We start from the raw sequence: 18730 nt of genomic DNA on the forward strand, positions 1-18730 counted from the left end.
TTCGATGAAAAAACTGTCAAATTATGTTGTAACGAGAAAATATGATGATGGAAAAGTGATGCTTAACACGAAAAATAATTTCTCTATTAAAGTAACAAATGCACTTTTAGATAAAATTTCTAATGATGAGAAAATTGCCTGTGAATTTGAGGATTATCTGACACAAAATAGATTTTATGAAGAAGAAAATGAATATACAAATATGATGAAGCAGATTTTTTCAGAAGAAGATGAACTTTTAAGACTTACAATTTTGACACATGGAGATTGTAACTTTCGATGTTTATATTGCTATGAACAGTTTGAAAATGTACTTATGTCCCAACAAACAATGGATAACATTGTGAAATTTACAAAAGAAAAACTAAAAAATGGAAATTATAAAATATTACGTGCTTCATGGTTTGGAGGAGAACCCCTTTTGGGTTATAAGACAATTCTCTACCTCTCCGATAAATTTCAAGAACTAGCCATACAATATGAAGTTGAATTTATAGCCGACATGACAACCAATGGTTATCTTTTAGATAAACGGAAATTTCAAGTATTAGTGGAGAAATGTAATTGTACAACATACCAAATTACCGTAGATGGGACAAAGGAAAGTCACGACCAGCAGAGAGTTATGAAAAATGGGAAAGGTACATTTGAACGAATTTATAATAATCTTTTGGAAGCAAAAGCCAGTCTACTTGATTTTGTAATTATTTTACGTTTCAATATTTCAAAAGTGAATTTCAACCAAGTTCAAGGATTTATGGACTTAGAAGGAATTCCTTTCAAAACGGACGCACGGTTTTATTTTATGTATAGAAATGTAGAAAATTGGGGACAAGGACAACGAACAGAAAAATATTCAATAGAAATGCTAAAGAGTGATGTCGGTTATCAATTTTCTAACGAAGCAATAGAAAAAGGGTATAAAATATATGAAGTCCTCCCCTTTCTAAAAAATTCTAATGCCTGTTACGCTACTAATCCTAACAATTATACATTTGATGTTAGAGGAAAGATTATGGCGTGTACAGTCTTGCTCTATAATTCCATGAATATTTTTGGAAATGTCAATATAGATACATTAGATGAACAAAAAAGAAGAAAACTTTGGATACATAGTATCGAAAAAATACCAAAAGATTGTATAAATTGTGAAATTGTTGCAATATGTAAAGGTGGATATTGTCCTAAGATAACTTTGTATGACCATGCAACTCAGAAAAGAGTTTGTCAAAGAGCAAAGGAAAGTTTTGAAAAAAGTCTGAATCTATTTGTTCATCAAGATTGGGTAGAGGTAACTTTAGATGTTTAAAGAAATAAAAACAATTATTCACTATGCTCCTAAAGTAAAAATGGCACTGTTTGTACTGTCGATTATAGCTAATTCTGTCTTAAATCTTGCAACAGCTCTGATTGTGCAAAGTGCAACAAATATACAAGGAAAAACAAATAACCATAATATCTTCTTATTTGGTATTGTAAGTATGCTCTTATATGCTTATGTATCGTTCGCTTATTTTTTCGCAAACTACATGGAAGATACAATTATTTATAGTGTGATAACTAATATGAAGCAAAAGTTATTGAAAGTATTAGTACTAAAAAAAACAAAGTATTCAAATTCAGAAAAAATCTCTATCTTTACCAATGATATGCAGCTCTTTTCTGATCGTTATCTAATGCAATTGTTGGATATTCCAAGTTACCTTCTCATTTTTTTCATTCCATTAATATATATGGTTTCGCAAAATAGACTAATGGGACTATTATTTGTAATCGGTTCAATACTATTGCCGATTCCCCAATCACTTTTAAATCACAAATTGAATGATTTGGGAAAAAAACTATCAGAAAAAAGAGCGCAACTTTTGTCAGCAGCGAGTGATGAGATTAACGGTCGTACAACACTTATTAATAATGAAAGTGTTGATTCTGCATTAGTGTTAGAAAATAAAAAGATAATAGAATCTGAAAAAGTACTTTTTTATTCAAATATTTTTCTTTTTATAGCTCTTTCCTTAAGTATGTTGTTAAAGGGAGTGATTCAAGTGATTCCATTTGCGATAGGCCTTTTCTTAATTGCAAATGGAGACGGTCTATCCTTTTCAATTTTACTTGCACTTTACCTAACGAGTCAACAAATGGGGCAGCCCATACAACAAGTTCTAATGTCATTAACACAAGTTCAAGAAATGAAAAATATTAGAAAAAAATATTTGATTTATTATGTATTAAAATTGGTACTGCTGATAATTCAAGTTGGAAAGGGAATTTAAAAGAAAATAAGACATTTGACTATCTAGATATCTCGAACTTATCGAAAAATTTTGAAGATAAAACGATATTTAAAAATTTCAATAAAAAAATACCATTTGGGAGTAAAGTTTTAGTAACAGGAGAAAGTGGTAGTGGCAAAAGCACCCTACTTAAAATGATAAGTCAAGAAATTTCCATGGATTATGGAGAGATTTCTATTGTTAAAAATGGGAAAAAAATAGAGATTCCAATGAGATATATAGGTTTCGTAAGCCAAGAACCATTTGTTTTTAATGGCAGCATAATGTACAATCTTACCCTAGGTCGAGACTATGAAGAAAAAATTCTCAAAGATATGTTAAAAAAAGTTAATTTAGAAGAGCTGAATCTAGATTACCTGATTCAAAATAATGGAGAAAATTTATCAGGTGGACAAAAAATTAGATTAGAACTAGCTCGTGTTTTGTTAAGAAGTAAAAGCATAATCTTAGTTGATGAAGTAACCGCATCGTTGGATAAGAAAAATTCTAAAAAAATTCGTGACTTGATTTATAGTTTAAATGGAGTCACAATCATTGAAGTTGCTCACCATATTGACGACGAAAGTCGTTATGATGATATCATTACTATCGGAAAGGAGGACTGGTATGAAAATCATTAAAAATAAAAAAGCCGATACTTTAAAATCGAGTTTGCACACAATTGGGAACAATTGTCAAGTTAGTAATGTATGTTAAAACTATCTCGAAGTTAATGAGTTAAAAAAACTTTATATTTTGAAAGGTTAACTAATTCATCAACTCACTAAAGATTCAAAACCAAAGAATACTCTGACAAATTTATCGGAGTATTTTTTAACAAGGTCAGCGAATTTATTAGGTTTATGTTCAAGATACGCTTTATCTACACCATTTCCTGAAAGTGATGTTCTGATCAAGGCTATAAGTCGATTTTTTAAGGTCAGTAACTAACTCCTAAGGATTTTTTCATCAGTAGCGTCTTTACCAGTAAATCGCATAAAATAGGAAATTTTATTGTGAAGTTAAATTTTATAAGGTAGATAAAATGTGTGTTTTAAATTCTCTAACACGGTATTGAATTTGAGTTGTTATGGATAAATGTATTTTGCTTTTGGATTGAAGTCATTTTCCAAAAATTCCTTAATATATTCGTTGATGTATTTGATGTAGCAATATTTATCTGTAGGTAGGTATTTTTTTCTCCCCCTGAAAGATATCTTTGGACTAGTTTAAGTTTAAACTCAAAGGAGTATTTTGTCATAAGAAAAAATCTTTCATTTTTGAAAAGTCTATATTCTTGGGTTCACATCAGTGTCAGTCCTTTTTATTTTTTACAAAGTAGAGAAAAAAGCGTATAATGAATACATGAAAAGATTTGTAATTGTTGGAATATTCGATGAAGAATACAAATGCTTTGAGGAACATAAAGAAATTTTTGAGGATAAATCATGAAAGAAATCATAAAAGTTAGTCATCTCTCAAAATCATTTGAAGATAATCCGATTATCAAAGACATCTCTTTTTCTGTCAATGAAGGAGAAATTTTTATTATCTTAGGAAAAAATGGTGCAGGAAAAACGACATTGATTAAGATGTTGCTTCATATTCTTGCACAGGATTCCGGAGAAATTGACTACTACGGGCAAGCTATCGCCACTTACGGTCAGAAACTCTATGAAATGACCTCAGCAGTCCTAGAAAATGCGGAAAATACTTATGGTTATCTAACAGCGATTGAAAATATCGAATATTTCGCAGCACTTTACCAACGAAAAATCAAAAAGCAAGAAATCTTACAGCTTTTAGAACAATTTGACTTGGCGGAAGCAGCGAACAAACGCGTTTTCAACTTTTCACGAGGAATGAAACAAAAATTATCTATTATTTGTAGCTTGCTTAATGATGCAAAAATTTTGTTCTTAGATGAGCCGACTTTAGGACTGGATTTTAAAGCCAATCGTGACTTACTGGATATGGTCAAGAAAATGTCAAAAGAACATAATAAAACAATTATCCTAACCACACATCAAACCGATGTTATCAAATCCCTTGCCGATAGAGTTCTCTTATTGAACAAAGGGGAAATTTCATTTTTAGGAAAATATGAATCTTTTATTCAAGAAAATTCTCTTGTTTATTATCTTATTAATACGAATACTGACAGTTATCAACTTACAGATGAAAATTTGGCAGACGAAAAATTAAAAAAATTGATAGAAGAGGGCGAAAAAATTATCTCTTACGAAAAACATGACCGATCAATAGAAGAAATTTTAATTGATTATTATAAAGGAGGGTAAAATGTTCAGAGCAGAATTTAAACGAGAACTAAGAGAAACTTTAGTCTTTTATCCAGATTTCATTTCAAGTTTAGTGATGATGGTTATTCTTTTATCTGTTTTTATGATTCTCGGACAACATTTTACAAGTTCGAGCTATATTGGCTATGCTTTTTGGTTTTTACTTAGTGGTGTTTTGACTGTTGCTTCAGAATCGATTTCTTATGAAAAACAGGTAGGAACTTTTGAGCAGTTGATTTTAAAACCGATTAGTTTGATTCATATCTTGTTTATTAAATCAATTGTCTGGGGGATTTTTAATTTTATTAGAATAATGATTGCGACGGTCATTGTCTGTTTTTTCTATCAGATTCATATAAATTTGAGTTGGGTTTCTTTAGCCGCTTTAGTCATTAATTTTTTTGCAATTGTCGGGTTTTCAATGATATTCTCAGGACTAACATTGAAATTCACTAAAATTGCTTCCTTTGTTGGAATCATACAATACCTCTTACTTTTTGCGTCAGGCACTTTAATCTCTTTGGACAAAATGCCAGCAGTTTTGGTTGTTTTAACCAAAGTTTTACCCATTAATCTTGGCTTAAAAGTAAGCCAAAATCCCTTTGAATTGACTACTTTTCTACTCCTTATTCTACAAATGATTATCTATATGATTATAGGAACGGCTAGTTTTAGTTATATCTATAATCGAGCAAAAAAGAATGGAATCAATTCACGATATTAAATGAGAATGATCTGATATGCGCGTGAAACTGGAGGATCAGGAGAAAGAATGCCAAAACGACTTAAATTTTTATTCAGCTCGCGGATGTTTTCAGAATTTCCAGCGACGATGTTTCCGATAGTTTTACCCTTGTATATCCTGCATTTACGCGGATCTCTTGCGATTTCAGGGGTGTTTTTCACGCTGACGATGTTGCCTACTTTATGTTTAACTCCTTTGATTGGTGTTTGGGTCGAACAGCGCTCAAAGCGAAAAGTCATTTTAGCAGTTCTCCTGAGTTTAGCGGTGATTGATCTGCTGTTGTCTGGTTTCATTTTGTCTTTTGATCCCTTGTCATTACTGACCATTGGTATTTTTGCTGCCTTGATTAGCATCGCGATTAAGATTTCTGAAATCTCATCAAAAGTGCTTTTTACAGAATTGGTCAATAAAATTGAATTACAAAAATATAATGGGATACAAAGTGTGCTGGACAATGTGGCAACATTTTCTGCACCAATTATTGGAACAGTCATTTATGGGTTTTTTGGATTTCAAACCGTGCTTATTATTGGAGCGTGTTGTTATTTGGTGGCATTTTTTCTGATGCGCCAGCTCAAGATGAGTGCGACACCACGCTTAGAAGCAGAAGTTATTTCTGTCAGTACTGACAGAAATAATCTCAGCAGCGACAAAGACGCTGTCAGCAGTGACAAAGTGCGGGGGAGTACCACATTCATCCAGCAAATGAAAGAAGGTCTGATTCCCATTCGTGAGAATCCTCAACTGCTCAAACTCATCATCATGTCTGCAAGTTTGAATTTTTTCGTTGCCAACTGCGGTGAAATTATTAATCCTGGCATTTTAATTCAAAAATATCATCTTTCAAGTTCACTTTTTGGATTTGTTGAAGTTGCTTTTATGCTTGGCGTTATTTTTTCTGGCTTATGGATTTCAAGAAAAAAAGGGTTAGATCTGATGCGACATTTAGCACGCTCTCTTCAGATGACCACGTTTTTATCAATTTTTATCGGGATTTTTTCGTTGGTTTTCGAAGGAAAAAATCAATTCATTTTTCTGGGAATTTTTTTGATTTTACAGCTGCTATTGGGATTTAGCATGATTTTAGTGAATGTTCCGATCATGTCCTATTATCAAAGTCAAGTGCCGCATGACGTTCAAAGTCGATTTTTTAGTTTGAGTAGTTTTTTGGGGAGCATTGCGATTTCTCTTGGTGTGACGGTTGCAGGTATCTTGGCAGAACATTTTGGTGCAGATGTCACGCTGATTTTCAATAACCTATGTGTCCTGATTATTGTCATTTTTGTATTTAGAAAGGGTCCAATTGTGGAAGTGAAAAAATGAAAGAAATCAAGGAAATTCAACGCTTTGCGTTGCCTTTGATTGCCAATCAATATTTTAATCTTGTGATGAATCAACTGATTCTCTATCTTGCAGTGAATCGCTCGCTTGAAAATTTGGCTGGCATTACGACCATTTCAAGTCTACTTTATGCACTGGGCGGAATTTTAGGGACGGTTGCACTTGCATTTAATATTGAAGGAGGACAGCGCATTGGAAAAAGTGAAACACGTGGTTTTTTGCAGCTCCTCAAATCCTCACTTTTGCTCAATAGTCTTGTTGGTCTTGTTTTTGCGGGCGCAACGCTTATTTTTGGCTCACTTTTTTTACGAGGAATGTACAGTTTTTCTGGACAACTGCTTCATTTGACGCATCTTTATCTTGTCATACAAAGTCCTTATATTTTTCTTACTTTAATGCTGTTTTTATCCTCTAATCTCATTAAAATTGAAAATAAAACCAGTTTGATCATGGTGAGTTCAGTCGTTTCCATGGGATTTGAGCTTTTGTTAAATCTTCTTTTGGTCAGAATGTTTCAAATGGGAATCATTGGTGCAGGTATTGCATCTATTTCCTCACTTTTTGTTAGCGTTGCGTTGCAATTTTTCTTTGTCAGACAAAAAATTAAAGCCGCACTGTGTGAAAAAGCAACAGCGCTTAAGCAACTCATTCAAAAATCCATTCCACTTGGAGGGCAAGAACTTCTTGAAGGTGTTATTTTTACTCTCATATTTGATGCGTTGATGGCGCGGGAGGGATTGGAAATATTGGCGATTTACAATCTTTGTCTGCAACTTCTAAATCTCGTTAAAATGCCGACATACATGTATGAAAATGCGATTACGGTTTTTGTTTCAAAAGCGTATGGAGAAAAAAATGAACGCAAAATGCATCATGTTTTTCGTGTGAGTGTGCTGAGTTCAATCGCTTTTTATCTTGTTTTTTCACTCCTTATTTTCATCAATGGAAATCGTTTTGCGCTTCTTTTTTCAAGTAAACTCTCGCGTCATTTTTCAGAATATCTTCTCATTGCATTGATTTGTTCACTTTTTTTCGTGACTTATGAGAGTCTCAAAGGCATGCTTCAAGCCATCAATCAGGAAAAATATGTTCTTTATCGTACATTTCTGATTAACGTCATCCTTTTCACAGTTCTTTTGCTAAGTTGTATCTTTATTACTACGAACTTCACTTTTTTATATGTCCTATACGGGATCAGTTTATTGATTTTAAGTGTGATTTTTTATAGAAAATACCGCAAAATAATGGCAGAGCGCACGATTTAATTTTTGTCAGTGCTGACAAAAAATCAAACCGTGCTTTTTTTGTCAGTACTGACAAAAAATACCTCACTCATCAGTAATGACAAGTGAGGTACAGGCAGAGCGTAAATTGTAAAGTGATAAGGTGTGATTAAAGTTGATCACGCAAGAGTTGTTTGATTTCATCAATTCTTGGTTGACGAGGATTAGCTGGTGTGCATTGATCATCGTAAACGAGGTCAGCAAGTTTGTCGAGTTCACGTTCAAGATGATCTTTCTTAACGCCATTTCCTGTCAAAGTGATGTCGATGTCAATGGAATCTGTCAATTTCTTGATTTCAGCAATGAGATTTGTCACAGCCACTTCGTTAGAATCTGCTTTTGTTGCAAATCCCATGAAGCGTGAAATTTCAGCATAATCTTCTTGTGCACGATAAGTTTCATAACGTGGATAAGGGGTCCGTTTTACATTTCCTGATACGGCATTAAATTTGATGACATGTGGCATTGCAATCGCAATCGCAAGACCGTGAGGCAATCCAAATTCTCCACCTGTTTTGTGAGCCAAAGAGTGATTAATTCCAAGGAACGCATTGGCAAAGGCCATACCTGCAAGAGTAGCTGCGTTGTGCATGTTTTCACGCGCTTTTTGTCCTTCTTTAGTAGGTTGACTTGGATTGTAGTTGTATGATGCAGTCAAGTTTTCAAAAATGAGCTTGATGGCTTGAAGTGAAGTTGGTTTTGTATAATCAGAAGCCATAACAGAAACATAAGATTCAAGCGCATGAGAAAGTGCATCAATTCCTGACCATGAAACAGTACGTCTTGGAACAGTCATAACAAATTCAGGATCTACAATGGCCACTTGTGGTGTCAATTGATAGTCAGCAAGTGGATATTTCACGTGTGTTTCGTCGTCAGTAATGACAGCAAATGGTGTCACTTCAGAACCAGTACCAGAAGTAGTAGGGATCGCAACCATTTGAGCTTTGTGTGGGTGGTAGAATTTGATGATTCGTTTACGAATATCTACGAATTTTTGAGCTAATTCTTGGAAAAGTTCTTTCAAAGAAGCATCGTCATCTAAGTTTGCTTCACCACGTGCATCATATTCATAAATCAAACGACCGATTTTACCAGCATCAAGTGCAGATCCACCACCAAGACAGATGACAGTATCTGGTTCAAATTGTTTCATTTGACGCGCGATAGTGATTGCTTCAGAAAGTGTTGGGTCAGGATGAACAGAACCATAAATGCTTGTTTCTACTTGTTCTGGACGAATTGCAAGTTGTTCTAAAACTTTATCAACAAAACCAAATTTCACCATACCAGGGTCAGCAACGATAAAGGCTTTGTGCACGTGTGGTAATTCTTGAAGATAGCTGATAGAATTTTTTTCGTAGTAGATTTCTTTTGGCAAACGAACCCATTGAGGGCGATTACGACGTTTAGCCACTGTTTTAATATTCAATAGATCGTATGTACTCAAATTGTGTGAAAGTGAATTTTTCCCCCATGAACCAGTTCCGAGCGTCAATGATGGACGCATTGCATCTGTATAGATATCTCCGACCCCACCGATTGAGTCAGGTTGGTTAACAAGGATACGTGAAGCTTCAACTTTAATTCCGTATTCTTTGACAAATGGATCATCCATTGCACCAATTTGGATCGCAGCATTGTGACCAGCACCTTGATAAGCTAAAAGTGCACGTACGATTTCGATTCCTTCGTCACGAGATTCTGATTTGTAAATAGAAAGCAGTGGAGAAAGTTTTTCAGAAGAAAGCGCTTCGCCAATATTTTTCTTATCTAATTCAAAGAGGATAACATCTTTATCTTCTGGCACATGAACGCCAGCTTGTTCAGCAATCCATTTACCAGAACGTCCAGCAACAGGACCTGTAACCCCATAACCATCAGGACGTTGAACAAAGACGAAGTCAGCAAGTGGTTTGTAATCTTTCTTAGGCAAAAGATAAGCACCTTGTTCTTGCATTTTCTTCATGAATTCATCGTAAATTTCGCTTGCAACAACAGCAGAGTTTTCAGTCGCACAAATCATCCCGTTATCAAAACGTTTTGAAAGCAGTAAATCTTCAACAGCACGATCAACATTTGCGGTTGCGTCGATAAATACAGCACCGTTACCAGCACCAACACCAAGTGAAGGATTACCAGATTTAAGTGCGGCATTGACCATTCCAGGACCACCAGTTGCAAGGATCGTTGCAATACCAGGGTTTTGAATCAATGCCGTTGTCATTTCAAGACTTGGCACTTCAATCCATTGAATGAAGTTTTCAGGTGCGCCTGCTTCAAGTGCAGCTTCATAAACGATTTGAGCCGCATGAGAAGAACATTTTTGAGCTTGTGGGTGGAAAGCAAAGACAATCGCATTGCGTGTTTTTGCTGCCAATAATGATTTGAAAAATGCAGTTGATGTAGGGTTCGTTGTTGGGACAATCCCAGCTAAAACGCCCAAAGGACTTGCGATTTCAACAGATCCAGCCACTTTGTTTTCGCGAATAACGCCGACTGTTTTGTCGTTTTTGATGGCATGATAGACAGATTCAGATGCGAAGTGATTTTTCGTATCTTTATCTTCTACAACGCCGCGCCCTGTTTCATTGACCGCTTCATGTGCCAATTGAAGAGAGTGCTTGCTTGCGGCAAGCGCCATTGCTGCAACGATGGTATCCACTTGTGCTTGAGTGTATCCTTCGAATTTTAAGACGGCTTCGTGTGCTTTTTTAACGAGCTCGCCAGTGTAAGCAACGGCTTTTGCCTTTTTTTCTTCAGCTGTCAATTCAACAGCTGGGGTGCTTTTTTCTTTTGCCATAAGATGCAAATTCTCCTTTTGTGATTTGATTCACTTATTTCTATGTGAATAGTTTAACAAATTTTTGTGAAGATGTCAACAAATAATGTGATTTATTTTACAAAAAAATCATTACGATTTTGTGACTAAATGATTTAAAATTTTTTACGAATGAGAAGATAAAAAAATCGCTGAAAATCAACGATTTTTTAATTTCATTAAATAGGAAGGACACACGTCCCTTCTGGGGCGTAAAAATCATCTTGCAACAGTGTCAACTGACCAGTAGATGGGTTGCGTTTGAATAAACTAAGATTGTCAGAATCTTGATGTGCAACAATGAGAAAATCTTCTGTGTGATTAAAGTTAAAATCACGTGGAATATTTCCCTTCGTGTCTGTCCACCCTTGAATTTCAAGAGCTGATCCATCGTTTATCACGGTGTAAGTAATGATGGAATCATGCCCACGATTTGAAACATACAAAAATTTTCCATCAGCACTCAAGCGAATCGCTGCAACACCATTGAATCCGGTGTGCTGATCTGGCAAGGTGGTTATTTTTTGCAAGAGTGAAAATGTACCATCCTGATAGGCAAGCACCTCAACTGTTGAGTCCAATTCACAGGCTAAATAAGCATATTTTCCGTCAGGAGAAAATGCGAGGTGACGGTCGCCCGAACCTGCACGGGACTGGTAGATTTTTTCGTCCGACAATTTTCCGTCAGTACTGACAGCGTAAGTATAAACGGCGTCATTTCCCAAATCACAGACCGCCAAACGCTGATCTGGTGTGAGATTAGAAAAATGACAAAGGGCGCCTTTTTGCTCAGGTTTTGGTCCATGATGATCCTCGTGTTTGACCGTGTCAGTAAGGATGATCTGACCATCTGAGCTACGCTTGTAAACTCGAACTTCTCCAAGGTGATAATTTGCCGCATAAACCAAATCACGGGCCTCATCTACAGCAACATAGCAATTGGATGCGCCTGGCGCAGTTACACTATTTAAAGGAGTTGCTATTGATCCATCAAAGAAGAATGCACGGGTACCTCCTTGTCCATTATCCGTTGCAACAGCATAAAGATGTTGCTTTTGATCCAAAGTCAAATAAGTTGCACCATTGATTTGCGTTACGAGTTGAAGATCTAATAGCTCTTCTTTATCCGTATCTAATAAGAAACTATAAATTCCCTTAGAGTCACGCTTTGTATAACCACCAACTAAAAATTTTTCAAGCATAAGTTTATTTCCTTTTATCGTATTATGCTTATATTTTACCACAAATTAGCGCTTACAGGATTTTTTTATCATATAAAAATCAAATTTTGATGAAGTCTGAAAGAATCTCTAGCATTTTTAAAGAAAAAGCTTGCTAAAACGAATAAAACAGTGTATAATGATAGAGTTGTGGTGTGTGACACCCAATGATTTCACATCTTTTGCAGACAAGATCGTGGTGTACAAAAGTATTGCGGTTGCGGATGATGCAAGAGAGAGGAAAAACTATTTTAAAAGGAGACATTTAATATGTCAGTTATTTCAATGAAACAACTTCTCGAAGCTGGTGTTCATTTTGGTCACCAAACGCGTCGTTGGAACCCTAAAATGAAACCATACATCTTCACAGAACGTAATGGAATTCATGTCATCGACCTTCAAAAAACAGTAAAACTCGTTGATGATGCTTACAATTACATGCGTGCTGCTGCTCAAGATGGAGCAATTGTGCTTTTTGTAGGGACTAAAAAACAAGCTGCAGAAGCAGTTAAAGACGAAGCTTTGCGTGCTGGTCAATACTACGTTAATCACCGTTGGCTTGGTGGAATGCTTACCAACTGGAAAACAATCCAAACCCGCGTATCACGTCTTAAAGAAATCAACAAAATGGAAGAAGATGGCGTGTTTGATGTGCTTCCTAAAAAAGAAGTTGTTCTTTTGAACAAAGAACGCGAACGTCTTGAAAAATTCATCGGTGGAATTGCAGATATGCCTCGTATTCCAGATGTGATGTATATTGTTGATCCACATGCTGAACAAATTGCCGTTAAAGAAGCACAAACACTTGGCATTCCTGTTGTAGCAATGGTTGATACTAACGCAGATCCAGAACCTATTGATGTGGTAATTCCTGCAAATGACGATGCGATTCGTGCGGTTAAATTAATCACAGCTAAAATGGCTGATGCTATCATCGAAGGTCGTCAAGGAGAAGATGCTGGTGAAGAACAAGTTGAAGAAGCTGCATCAGAAGAATCACTTGAAGAACTTGCAGAAATCGTTGAAGGAAAATAATTCGACAGTTGCGTCGAAATTCATTAATTGATTATCATCAAAATAGGCGGAGGCCCTACGCCTCTACCTATTTTTTATACAAAAACAATTTTGTCAGTACTGACAAAACTTTAAAATAAAAGGAGAAACACACTCATGGCAGTAACAGCAGCAATGGTAAAAGAACTTCGCGAAAAAACAGGTGCAGGCGTTATGGATGCAAAAAAAGCCCTTGTTGAAACAGATGGGAACATGGAAGCAGCAGCAGAACTGCTCCACGAAAAAGGTGCAGCAAAAGCAGCTAAAAAAGCTGATCGCGTTACTGCAGAAGGATTGACAGGAATTGCAGTTAACAAAAACGTTGCAGCCCTCATCGAAATTAATTCAGAAACAGACTTCGTTGCAAAAAATGATCAATTTGTTGCCCTTGTGAAAGACACCGCAGAATTGATTGCAAACGAAAAACCTGCAGATAATGAAGCTGCACTTGCTCTTGTGACAAAAACTGGTGAAACACTTGAACAAGCCTTTATCCAAGCTACTGCAACAATCGGAGAAAAAATTTCATTCCGTCGTTTTGCATTGGCTGAAAAAACAGACGATCAACATTTTGGGATTTATCAACACAATCAAGGACGTATTGGTGTTATTTCAGTTGTTGAAGGCGCAGATGAAGCAATTGCGAAACAATTGTCAATGCATATCGCTGCAATGCACCCTACTGTGCTTTCATATACAGAACTTGATCCCGCATTTGTTCACGAAGAAATAGCGAAAATGAACCACGACATCGATCTTGACAACGAAAGCCGTGCGATGGTTGATAAAGCACCATTGCCACATCTTGTTTACGGATCAAAAGCTCAATTGACTGATGCCGTTGTAGCAAAAGCAAATGAAGACATCAAAGCAGAGCTCGCTGCAGAAGGAAAACCAGAAAAAATCTGGGATAAGATTATTCCAGGTAAAATGGCACGTTTCTTCCTTGACAACACAAAAGTGGACCAAGAATACACACTTCTTGCTCAACTTTACGTCATGGATGACAGCAAAACTGTAGAAGCTTATCTTGAAAGTCAAAATGCTAAAGCTGTAAGTTTCGCACGTTTTGAAGTCGGTGAAGGAATTGAAAAAGCAGAAAACGATTTTGCTGCAGAAGTTGCTGCACAAGCAGGATTGTAATAACCGCGATACAAATCTTAAAAAATTTCTGTCAGTACTGACAGAAATTTTTTTTTGCACAAAATAGATCATAAAAAAACTATATTTTCCAAGCGTTATGTGCTATAATTATATACGAGGTTTTGTACCTATAAAAATCAAAACTAATAAAGCGAAATAAAAATTTGGAGTAACCTATGTCAAGTACTTTTATTATCATTCTGATTGTTGTACTCGTGGCCATTCTTCTTGGCTTCTATATTTTTGCAATGGTCATGCGTAAAAAGACCGAAAATCGAATTTTGAACCTTGAAGAACGCAAAGAACACCTTTTTGATCTCCCTGTTCAAGAAGAAATCGATGCAATCAAAAAAATGCATCTGGTGGGACAATCTCAAACCATCTTCCGCGAATGGAATCAAAAATGGATTGATTTATCTTCTAACTCATTTGCAGACCTTGAAAATCATATCTTTGAAGCTGAAGATTTGAACGATTCCTTCCATTTTTTCCGTGCCCGTGAATCCGTCGCAGACAGCGAAGGTCAAATTGAAGTCATGGAATCAGAAGTAGAATCCATCCGAAATGGCATCGCCAAATTAACGGAGCAAGAAAAAAGAAATTCAAATAAAATCCAAGAATCATTGGATTTATATGAAACATTACGCAATGACATCACCGATAATACAGAACAGTATGGCGCTGTAATCACAGAAATTGAAAAACAACTCGACAACATCGAAACAGAGTTTTCACAATTTGTAACGCTGAACTCTACTGGGGATCCTATCGAAGCTGCCGAAGTCCTTGAAACAGCAGAAGAACATACGATTGCGCTCCGATCAATCACAGAGCAAATCCCAGGTTATATTGAAAAAATCGAAAAAGAACTTCCAAAACAAATTTCTGAACTCCAAGAAGCTTACGATAAATTCAAAGAAGAAGCTTATGCACTCCCTGCGACCATCAATGTTGATGAAAAAATGATTGAAATTAATTCAACACTCAAACACGCAGCAGGGCTCCTTGAACAATTTGAACTTGAACAAGTGGAGCTTGAAATTACTCAAGCACAAGTAAAAATTGAAGAGTTGTATGCTGTTTTTGAAAAAGAATACGGGGCAAGAAGAAATGTAGAAAAACGTTCTGGCGTTTTAAAAGAATACATTGAACATACCCGTCAAAATAATAAAAATTTACTTTTAGAGATTGATCATGTGACACAATCTTACATTCTCTCAGGAAATGAAAAAGGGTATGTCAGAGGTTACCAAGAACACTTGGATACACTCGACGAAGAAGTTAATCACGTTCTTTCAGACATCGAACATAACACAGCACCTTATTCACAACTGTCAAGAAAAGTGAATGCGGTCGTTGAAACCCTTGAAGATATTGAAAAAAATCAATTGAAAATCAGCAATTTACTGATTGGATTAAAAGATGAAGAAAAAGCAGCTCAAGAAATCGCAGATCAATTTGATTCAGAGCTTAGAATCATCAAACGCTATGTTGAAAAGAAAAATCTCCCAGGACTTCCTAAAGATTATCTCGATTTGTTCTTCATGACAGGAGATCGGATTCAAAGCCTTTTTAAAGAATTAAATAAAGTCCGGATTAATATTGATACAATTAATCATTTAGTGGATGTCTCTACTGAAGACATGCACGTTCTCAAAGAAGCAACAGACAATCTTGTTGACCATGCCATTTTAGCAGAACAACTCATGCAATATGCAAATCGTTATAAAACAACCGATGAACGCGTTGCTGTGGGGATTTCAAGAGCACTTCATCTTTTTGAAGCAAATCAAAACTACAATGCTTCTTATGACGAAATTAAGAAAACCCTCGAATTGGTAGAGCCAGGTGCCGCAGAGCGGATTTCAAGAGTTTATTTCAAAGATAAACCAAAACCAGATTATAGATAAGTTAAAAATGTCGAGTGAGTCATCATTCGATTTTTTGATTGACAAAAAAGAAATAAGGGTATAAACTATATTTATCCCATTACTGTTGCGCAACAGTAAGAAGATAAGGAAAAAATATGGAAACAGATTTTCTAAAAAAATTATTTTCTATCGCCATTCCAGTCGCGATTCAAGGTTTATTTTATGCTCTATTAAATATATTGGATCAAATTATGGTTGCACAAAAAGGGGAGGCCGCAGTTGTTGCTGTCAGTTTGGCTTCAAAAAATTTTAGCATTCTCAATTTTACGCTCATGGGATTGACCGGAGGACTTGCAATCATCAGTGCCCAGTTGATAGGAAAAGGAAACGAGAAAAACATTGCTAAAATTCAAGGACTCACGCTCTTTTCAGGAGGAATACTTGTCCTCTTATTTATGATGCTTTCTTTGTTTTTTCCAACAGCCTGTATGTCCCTATTCACAGCAGATCCAGCTGTCATCGCATTAGGTGCGACCTATCATCGCGCGATTGCATTGGGTTATTTGCCAGTTTTATTCACGATGGTTTATTCAACAATTTTAAGAAATGCAAAAATCGTTCAACTTCCCATGTATATTGGTATGGGAACAGTGGGACTTAATGCTTTCCTAAATTACCTTCTCATTTTTGGAAATTTCGGAGCACCAGCGTTAGGTGTTTTTGGATCAGGACTTGCAACGACGCTTGCGCAATATATCGAGTGTCTCGTATTATTAAGTGTTGTTTTTGGTAAAAAACTCATCGGATCATATTCCTTAAAACAATTGCTCACTTTTTTTAAGACAGATAAAGAAATCCTCCTATTTTGGAAACTTACTCTCCCTCTTCTTATTGAAGAAATGAGTTTTATCTTAGCTGACACAGTTGATAATTCCATCTATGGCTTTATGGGGACAAAGCAGACTATTGCTGTTACAATCATGAATCCAGTTCAAGGTTTAATTATCGGATTTTTTGGAGGTTTCGCAACAGCGGCTTCGGTCATGATTGGACATCTCCTGGGAAAAAATGAAAAGCAACACGCCTATCAAACGGCTCAGCACATTTTACGATTGGGAGCGATTCTCTCTCTCATTGTTGGAGTTGTCTATCTTTTCTTTAATTCTTTTTATCTTAAACTTTATTCACTTGATGCGTTTTCGTATCGCTTAACAACAACTTTAATGCTGATGATGGTTATTTTTATCCCCATCAAAATAACCAATATGATCATCACCACAGGAGTACTATCAGCAGGAGGAGAAACGAAATTTGTCCTTTATCAATCTATTTTTGGGGCGTGGGGATTTGCGATTCCACTTGGCTTATTATCCGCTTTTGTTTTTCATCTTCCAATTTATTGGGTGTTTGTTGCAATTTCATTTGAAGAAATTATCAGAGTTGCCTTATGTTTATGGAAAATGAAAAAAAGAACGTGGCTAAACACGCTTGTAGAATGAAAGCAAAAGCATAAAATGTGTTAAAATAAAAACATGATTACAATCAAAGAAATCGCAAAAAAAGCAGGAGTCAGCCCAACAACAGTATCTAACGTTCTTCATAATAGGACAACAGAAATCCGACCTGAAAAATTAGCACATGTGAAGCAAATCATTTCAGAAAATGGCTACGTCCCAAATATGGCAGGAAAAGCATTAGCAGGACACAAAAGTCAACTCATTGGCGTCATTTTATCAACCGAATATCGAGAAAGTAAAAGCATATTAGACGATGGTTATCATGGCTGTTTGGTGGGGAGCATTGAGCAAACTTTAAAAGCAGCAGGATATTATATGTTGTTGTCAAGCGCCAAAACTCCGATAGAAACACTAACCACTGCAAAAGCGTGGAAAGTAGATGGTTTAATCATTCTTGAAAGCAAAGCAGCAGATGTTGCGCCCATTTTACAAGAAATCAAAACCCCTACACTATTTATTGATGGAGAAAAACCAACTCATGCTGAAAATTTTTATAATATCAGCACTGATGATTTTGATGGTGGATTTCAAATGGCCAATTATTTAAAGTTGATAGAAAAAAGGAAAATTTTATTTATTTCAGATGCCCCCAAGCCATTTGGGGTTGATTTAGCGCGCTATAAAGGTGTAAAACAAGTCTTTCCAAATGTGATGTATCATGCCTTTTCTTCTGATTTTGAAATAAGAACAACTCAAATCAGACAATGGATCATCCAAAAGCAATGGCAAGCTTATGATGCGTTGTTTTTCAGTTCAGACAAAATCGCCTCAGAAACCATGCAAGAAATGCAAGATTGTGGAATCAATGTACCAAACGATATTATTATTGTAGGATATGATGATAGTCTCTACGCTCGTACAAGCCGGCCACAGCTCACCACAATTCGACAAAATATCGCATTGAAAGGTCAAAAAGCAGTAGAAACATTAGTAAAATTAATAAATCACGAAAATGCAGCATTTGAAATTCAGCTCCAATCAGAGCTCATCATTCGCGATTCAAGTACAATCAAAAAGAAATAAGCTCGCAAAAAAAACAAAAAAGATGTAGCTAAGAATTGACAAGAAAGAAAAGGTTTGGTATACTAATATAGTTGCTTGTTCGGGAAACCGAACGAGGGCGAAAAAAAGTCAGTTCGATCATATAAAATCCTTGACAATCG

General features: G+C 35.8%; 14 protein-coding genes. 12 read left to right on the forward strand and 2 right to left on the reverse strand.

Going from position 1 to position 18730, the window contains the following annotated elements:
- Window positions 1-4: 4 nt before the first annotated feature.
- The 7 genes from GHI93_RS07740 to GHI93_RS07770 all read left to right on the forward strand — a co-directional run bounded on the left by GHI93_RS07740 (window position 5) and on the right by GHI93_RS07770 (window position 7924).
- A complete protein-coding gene (locus tag GHI93_RS07740; RefSeq protein WP_153496476.1) occupies window positions 5-1309 on the forward strand; it encodes a radical SAM/SPASM domain-containing protein in 1305 nt (434 codons plus the stop codon).
- Window positions 1302-2273 (forward strand): ABC transporter transmembrane domain-containing protein, encoded by a 972-nt coding sequence (locus GHI93_RS07745; protein ID WP_153496477.1) that lies wholly within the window; start codon window positions 1302-1304, stop codon window positions 2271-2273. Before GHI93_RS07740 ends, GHI93_RS07745 begins: the two co-directional genes overlap by 8 nt.
- A 65-nt stretch (window positions 2274-2338) precedes the next feature.
- Window positions 2339-2914: an ATP-binding cassette domain-containing protein gene (locus GHI93_RS07750; protein WP_343030344.1), complete on the forward strand. Its 576-nt coding sequence runs from the start codon at window positions 2339-2341 to the stop codon at window positions 2912-2914.
- Window positions 2915-3721: 807 nt separating this feature from the next.
- Window positions 3722-4573 carry an ABC transporter ATP-binding protein gene (locus tag GHI93_RS07755; RefSeq protein ID WP_153496479.1) on the forward strand — a complete coding sequence of 284 codons (852 nt, stop codon included), beginning with the start codon at window positions 3722-3724 and terminating at the stop codon, window positions 4571-4573.
- Between the two features lies 1 nt (window position 4574).
- On the forward strand, window positions 4575-5297 hold the full coding sequence (locus GHI93_RS07760) for an ABC transporter permease (RefSeq protein WP_153496480.1): 723 nt from the start codon (window positions 4575-4577) through the stop codon (window positions 5295-5297).
- A gap of 48 nt (window positions 5298-5345) precedes the next feature.
- Complete coding sequence (locus GHI93_RS07765) at window positions 5346-6641, forward strand: MFS transporter (protein WP_153496481.1); 1296 nt, start codon at window positions 5346-5348, stop codon at window positions 6639-6641.
- Entirely contained in the window at window positions 6638-7924 is a 1287-nt protein-coding gene (locus GHI93_RS07770) for an MATE family efflux transporter (protein ID WP_153496482.1), read from the forward strand. Before GHI93_RS07765 ends, GHI93_RS07770 begins: the two co-directional genes overlap by 4 nt.
- Before the next feature lie 127 nt (window positions 7925-8051).
- Here GHI93_RS07770 and adhE read toward each other — a convergent pair whose 3' ends face one another.
- Together adhE and GHI93_RS07780 are read right to left on the reverse strand one after the other, a co-directional pair.
- A complete protein-coding gene (gene adhE, locus GHI93_RS07775) occupies window positions 8052-10745 on the reverse strand; it encodes a bifunctional acetaldehyde-CoA/alcohol dehydrogenase (protein ID WP_153496483.1) in 2694 nt (897 codons plus the stop codon).
- Between the two features lie 197 nt (window positions 10746-10942).
- Window positions 10943-11965, reverse strand: coding sequence for a lactonase family protein (locus GHI93_RS07780; protein WP_153496484.1), 1023 nt, complete (start codon window positions 11963-11965; stop codon window positions 10943-10945).
- 288 nt (window positions 11966-12253) lie between these two features.
- Between GHI93_RS07780 and rpsB the strand changes: the two genes are divergently transcribed.
- The 5 genes from rpsB to GHI93_RS07805 all read left to right on the forward strand — a co-directional run bounded on the left by rpsB (window position 12254) and on the right by GHI93_RS07805 (window position 18590).
- On the forward strand, window positions 12254-13018 hold the full coding sequence (rpsB, locus tag GHI93_RS07785) for a 30S ribosomal protein S2 (protein WP_153496485.1): 765 nt from the start codon (window positions 12254-12256) through the stop codon (window positions 13016-13018).
- A gap of 135 nt (window positions 13019-13153) precedes the next feature.
- A complete protein-coding gene (gene tsf / locus GHI93_RS07790; RefSeq protein WP_153496486.1) occupies window positions 13154-14179 on the forward strand; it encodes a translation elongation factor Ts in 1026 nt (341 codons plus the stop codon).
- Window positions 14180-14355: 176 nt separating this feature from the next.
- A complete protein-coding gene (gene ezrA, locus GHI93_RS07795) occupies window positions 14356-16089 on the forward strand; it encodes a septation ring formation regulator EzrA (protein WP_153496487.1) in 1734 nt (577 codons plus the stop codon).
- Window positions 16090-16205: 116 nt separating this feature from the next.
- Window positions 16206-17549: an MATE family efflux transporter gene (locus GHI93_RS07800; protein ID WP_153496488.1), complete on the forward strand. Its 1344-nt coding sequence runs from the start codon at window positions 16206-16208 to the stop codon at window positions 17547-17549.
- Between the two features lie 33 nt (window positions 17550-17582).
- Entirely contained in the window at window positions 17583-18590 is a 1008-nt protein-coding gene (locus GHI93_RS07805) for a LacI family DNA-binding transcriptional regulator (protein ID WP_153496489.1), read from the forward strand.
- Window positions 18591-18730: the final 140 nt, after the last annotated feature.

The organism is Lactococcus hircilactis (assembly GCF_009601015.1).
Taxonomy (GTDB): Bacteria; Bacillota; Bacilli; order Lactobacillales; family Streptococcaceae; genus Lactococcus; species Lactococcus hircilactis.